General features: G+C 59.4%; 4 protein-coding genes, 1 tRNA gene and 2 rRNA genes (1 of these 7 running past the window's edge). 3 read left to right on the top strand and 4 right to left on the bottom strand.

Features of this window, described 5'->3' with window-relative positions; genetic code table 11:
• From NKH43_RS32145 to NKH43_RS32135, 3 genes are all read left to right on the top strand, one after another.
• Window positions 1–1,832: ribosomal RNA gene (locus tag NKH43_RS32145) — 23S ribosomal RNA — on the top strand (it extends 975 nt beyond the left edge of the window).
• 96 nt (window positions 1,833–1,928) lie between these two features.
• Window positions 1,929–2,043 (top strand): 5S ribosomal RNA (gene rrf / locus NKH43_RS32140).
• A 234-nt stretch (window positions 2,044–2,277) separates the two neighbouring features.
• Window positions 2,278–2,354 (top strand) — tRNA-Met (locus NKH43_RS32135).
• A gap of 66 nt (window positions 2,355–2,420) precedes the next feature.
• Here the strand turns inward: NKH43_RS32135 and NKH43_RS32130 are convergent.
• From NKH43_RS32130 to NKH43_RS32115, 4 genes are all read right to left on the bottom strand, one after another.
• Window positions 2,421–2,747: a hypothetical protein gene (locus NKH43_RS32130; RefSeq protein WP_352861573.1), complete on the bottom strand. Its 327-nt coding sequence runs from the start codon at window positions 2,745–2,747 to the stop codon at window positions 2,421–2,423.
• Window positions 2,748–3,069: 322 nt separating this feature from the next.
• Window positions 3,070–3,576, bottom strand: a complete 507-nt coding sequence (locus NKH43_RS32125; protein WP_352849367.1) for an L-2-amino-thiazoline-4-carboxylic acid hydrolase — start codon at window positions 3,574–3,576, stop codon at window positions 3,070–3,072.
• Window positions 3,573–4,364: an ATP-binding cassette domain-containing protein gene (locus NKH43_RS32120; protein WP_352861572.1), complete on the bottom strand. Its 792-nt coding sequence runs from the start codon at window positions 4,362–4,364 to the stop codon at window positions 3,573–3,575. The genes NKH43_RS32125 and NKH43_RS32120 overlap by 4 nt, the downstream gene beginning before the upstream one ends.
• On the bottom strand, window positions 4,361–5,000 hold a 640-nt coding region (locus tag NKH43_RS32115; RefSeq protein ID WP_352861571.1), incomplete at its 5' end, for an ATP-binding cassette domain-containing protein. The genes NKH43_RS32115 and NKH43_RS32120, both read right to left, overlap by 4 nt.

Genomic DNA, 5,000 nt, shown 5'->3' with positions numbered 1-5,000 from the left:
AGTAATAGTCGGCAGACACACGGCGGGTGCTAACGTCCGTCGTGAAAAGGGAAACAACCCTGACCTACAGCTAAGGTCCCCAAGTTATGGCTAAGTGGGAAAGGATGTGAGGATCCCAAAACAACCAGGATGTTGGCTTAGAAGCAGCCATCATTTAAAGAAAGCGTAACAGCTCACTGGTCTAAATAAGGGTCTTTGCGCCGAAAATGTAACGGGGCTAAAGCCATACACCGAAGCTTAGGGTTTGCAGCAATGCAAGCGGTAGCGGAGCGTTCTGTAAGCTGATGAAGCCATACCCGTGAGGGATGGTGGAGGTATCAGAAGTGCGAATGCTGACATGAGTAACGTAAGGGGAGTGAGAGACTCCCCCGCCGAAAGTCCAAGGGTTCCTGCTTAAAGCTAATCTGAGCAGGGTTAGCCGGCCCCTAAGTCGAGGCAGAAATGCGTAGACGATGGGAACCACGTTAATATTCGTGGGCCTGGAGGAAGTGACGGATCATTGAGGTAGTCCAATCTTATCGGATTGAAAGGGCTGCTGCGTGGTTCCAGGAAATAGCTCCTCCTTATAGACCGTACCCGAAACCGACACTGGTGGACTGGTAGAGTATACCAAGGCGCTTGAGAGAACTATGCTGAAGGAACTCGGCAAATTGCACGCGTAACTTCGGAAGAAGCGTGACCCTTTCATGCGCAAGCATGGGAGGGTGGCACAGACCAGGGGGTAGCGACTGTTTATCAAAAACACAGGGCTCTGCGAAGTCGCAAGACGACGTATAGGGTCTGACGCCTGCCCGGTGCTGGAAGGTTAAGAGGAGGGGTGCAAGCTCTGAATCGAAGCCCCAGTAAACGGCGGCCGTAACTATAACGGTCCTAAGGTAGCGAAATTCCTTGTCGGGTAAGTTCCGACCTGCACGAATGGCGTAACGACTTCCCCGCTGTCTCCAGCATAGACTCAGTGAAATTGAATTCCCCGTGAAGATGCGGGGTTCCTGCGGTTAGACGGAAAGACCCCGTGCACCTTTACTATAGCTTTACATTGGCATTCGTAGTGGCATGTGTAGGATAGGTGGTAGGCTTTGAAACCTGGGCGCCAGCTCAGGTGGAGCCACCCTTGAAATACCACCCTTATCACTATGGATGTCTAACCGCGGCCCGTTATCCGGGTCCGGGACAATGTATGGTGGGTAGTTTGACTGGGGCGGTCGCCTCCTAAAGAGTAACGGAGGCGCGCGATGGTGGGCTCAGAACGGTCGGAAATCGTTCGCTGAGTGCAATGGCATAAGCCTGCCTGACTGCGAGACTGACAAGTCGAGCAGAGACGAAAGTCGGTCATAGTGATCCGGTGGTCCCGCGTGGAAGGGCCATCGCTCAACGGATAAAAGGTACGCCGGGGATAACAGGCTGATGACCCCCAAGAGTCCATATCGACGGGGTTGTTTGGCACCTCGATGTCGACTCATCGCATCCTGGGGCTGGAGCAGGTCCCAAGGGTATGGCTGTTCGCCATTTAAAGCGGTACGTGAGTTGGGTTCAGAACGTCGTGAGACAGTTCGGTCCCTATCTGCCGTGGGTGTAGGAATATTGAAAGGATCTGTCCCTAGTACGAGAGGACCGGGATGGACGGATCTCTGGTGGACCTGTTGTGGCGCCAGCCGCATAGCAGGGTAGCTATATCCGGACGGGATAACCGCTGAAGGCATCTAAGCGGGAAACCCACCTTAAAACGAGTATTCCCTGAGAACCGTGGAAGACGACCACGTTGATAGGCCGGGTGTGGAAGAGCGGCAACGCTTGAAGCTTACCGGTACTAATAGTTCGATCGGCTTGATCGTTCTCATTCCTAATGCCCATTTCTGGCGACAATCCTTGGATTGCGCCGACATGGATGGCACAGAAAACAGCTTCTCGAGCAACGTGCGTTTTGCCGACCTGGTGGTTATGGCGGAGCGGCTGCACCCGATCCCATTCCGAACTCGGCCGTGAAACGCTCCAGCGCTGATGGTACTTCGTCTCAAGACGCGGGAGAGTAGGTCGCTGCCAGGTCTGCCAAGCGCACGTTGTTTAATCTTCTCCTTACGAACAGGCCCGCCAATGGGGCTCCGGGCCGCGCAAGCGGCCCTTTCATTTGGCGGAAGCTTGAATTCAGTGAGCCAAGGCTTACTTCTAGGGTTGACGCGGGGTGGAGCAGCGCCCCATCCGCCCACAAAGGCCGAAGGCCTTGAGGACGGACAAACAAAAAAGCCCGGGCTGCCCGGCCGGCGGTCGCCGTGAAGTTGACGCGGGGTGGAGCAGCCCGGTAGCTCGTCAGGCTCATAACCTGAAGGTCACAGGTTCAAATCCTGTCCCCGCAACCAAAGTACGAAAACGGCCCGCTTTGTGCGGGCCGTTTTCGTTTGCTCTGAAGTGCAGCGACAGGATACTCAGCGTTCCGCAGCCAATTTTTCGCGTATGTGTTCCGATCCACCTCTCATACGCCGGGCGAATGGCCGATCGGGATTTACGACGCGCCAAAAGGGCGCGCTGCCGTCTTGACTGATATGCACCAAGTGCCGCCGCACAGTCACTGGGCAGCAGGCGTCTGCCCCGTATTTTGCCGCGAGCTTACGTCGTAACTCTGCAAGGTCCGACAAGTGGCCAGGTCGCGCAGCCCGGACCTCGTCTGCGACCATGTTCTCCGTTGGGATCAGCATGCTCTGCATAAGGTTTTTGCCTTTGCGTCGCGATTTGACTACCGGCAATTCGCTCATAATTCACCTCCAGGAATTCCACTACAGAAGACCAACAAGAACGCCGCAATCCGACAAATCTCGGATTGATTTGATTGGGCCGTGGCTCGAACCTATGGTTTGAGGCCACAGCCATGAACCCACAAAGACGCCTCCGGCCGGACACTTACCAACGAAGCCGACACAGCGGGACACCGAGGCAGATCCTGTCCGCACCAAATTCCTCGCAATGCAAACATCAAACCCCCCCGGTTGCCTTGCGGCGCCGGGGGTTTTTGTTGGCTCTGTGCTGCCCAACGGGACGGAGCTTTACGTCTTCGCCGACATGGCTCGAACTGCAGCTCTAGCCGGCATCCCGGTTGGTCAAGGCGATGTGGCAGCAGCCGGAACCGTGGCCCGGCGTCCAGGTGACGTTGTCGAAGCGCACTCCGGTGGCCTCGAACAGGCCGCGGTCGAAGGCGCCGGCGATGCGGCAGAGCGTGGCGAGCTTCTTGTCGCCAACGCCAGCTTCGACCCAAGCGTCCTTCAGCGGACAGCGCTTGACCTTGAAGGCGATGCGGCCTTGGCCGCGTTCGACGTCGGTCGGATACATGCGGCCGCCATCCGGGCTGACGGCGAGGAACGCCTCGCCGATCGCCGTTGCGTCGTTCGGGCCGAAATCGGCGAAGGCCGACGCCGCAACCTCCTTGCCGCGCCGTTCGATGGTGCGGATCATGATAGCCTCAGCCTTTTCCGCGCCAACTTCCGCGGTTAGCTCGTCGAGCAACAGACGATAGAGATCGGCGCGGTTACGGAAGGCGGAATCGAGTTCGCGCGACAGTTTTTCGGCTCGGGCTTCGACGTCGGTCATGATGCGTCCTGTTCGATCCTTGACAGTCTTGGCGCTGCCGCCACCAGCGCCTTGCCGATCGCGGATTGCGGCGCGTCGATGACGGTACGGGCATCGCCGCTCTCGGCAATGCGCCCGGCGTCCAAAATGGCGACGCGGTGGGCGATGGCACGGACGACACCGAGATCGTGCGAAATGAACAGATAGGCGATGCGCTCCTCGCGTTGAAGGTCGAGCAGCAGCCGCAGGATCTGCGCGCGCACCGAAACGTCGAGCGCCGACACGGCCTCGTCGAGCACGACCAGCGACGGTTTTGTGGCGATGGCGCGGGCGATGGCGACTCGTTGGCGTTGGCCGCCGGAGATTTCGTGAATGGCGCGGCCGGCGAGACCGGGGCTGAGGCCGACGCGCTCCAGCAGAGTGACAATACGGCGCGGGCGCTCGGCACGAGAGGCAATGTGATGGATGCGCAAGGGGTCGTCGAGCACACGCGCCACCGTGGCGCGCGGGTTCAAGGCGGCGAGCGGATCCTGAAACACCATCTGCAGACGAGCGCGCCGGTGGCGCAAGGCAGCGCCGTTCATTGACAGGAAGTCGCTGCCTTCAAATTCGATATGGCCGGCGTCGGGTTCGATGAGCCGCAGCATCAGCCGGGCTATCGTCGACTTGCCGCTGCCTGAAGGTCCGGCCAGCGCCAGCGTCTCGCCAGCTTCGATGTGGAAGGAAACGTTATCTGCCGCGGCAATGGTCTTGCCGCCGCGAGGGTATCGTTTGGTCAGGCCGGAAACGGCGAGCAGAGGACTGGTCATGTTCGCTGCAACAGCGGCTCGGCGTCGAGGCCGAGATGAGCGTCAAGCAGCGCCCGAGTGTAAGTGTGCCGCGGCGCACTGACGACCTGCGCCGTCGCACCGAGTTCGATCAATTCGCCATTCCGGAACACGGCGATGCGCCCCGCCAGCTCAGCGGCCAGCGCGATGTCGTGGCTGACGAACAACAGCGTCATGCCGTCCTCGGCCACCAATTGCCGAATTAGCGCGACGATCTCGGCCTGCACGATGGTGTCCAGCGCGCTGGTCGCCTCATCGGCGATCAGCAGTTTCGGGCCGGACGCGATTGCCGCGGCGATGGCGACGCGCTGCTTCTGGCCGCCGGAAAGCTGGTGTGGAAAGGCATGCATAGCCGCATTGGGGTCGGGCAGACGGACCCGTTCAAGCAAGTTTTGGGCCTTCGCGTAGGCTTGCGGCCAATTGAGGCCGAGGTGGGTGTAGGCGACCTCGGCGATCTGCTTGCCAATTGGCATCACCGGGTCAAGGCTCGCCGATGGATCCTGGAAGATGAAGCCGATGTCACGGCCGCCGATTGAAGCATGGTCGCGAAGACTTGCAGGCTGACGTCCCGTCGCACCCCCCTCTGTCCTGCCGTACATGTCCGGCAGGACAGAGGGG

This window comes from Mesorhizobium sp. M1163, assembly GCF_040318415.1.
Taxonomy (GTDB): Bacteria; Pseudomonadota; Alphaproteobacteria; order Rhizobiales; family Rhizobiaceae; genus Mesorhizobium.
Note: the sequence above shows the minus strand (reverse complement) of the source record. Positions and strands in the feature narration are given on the sequence as shown.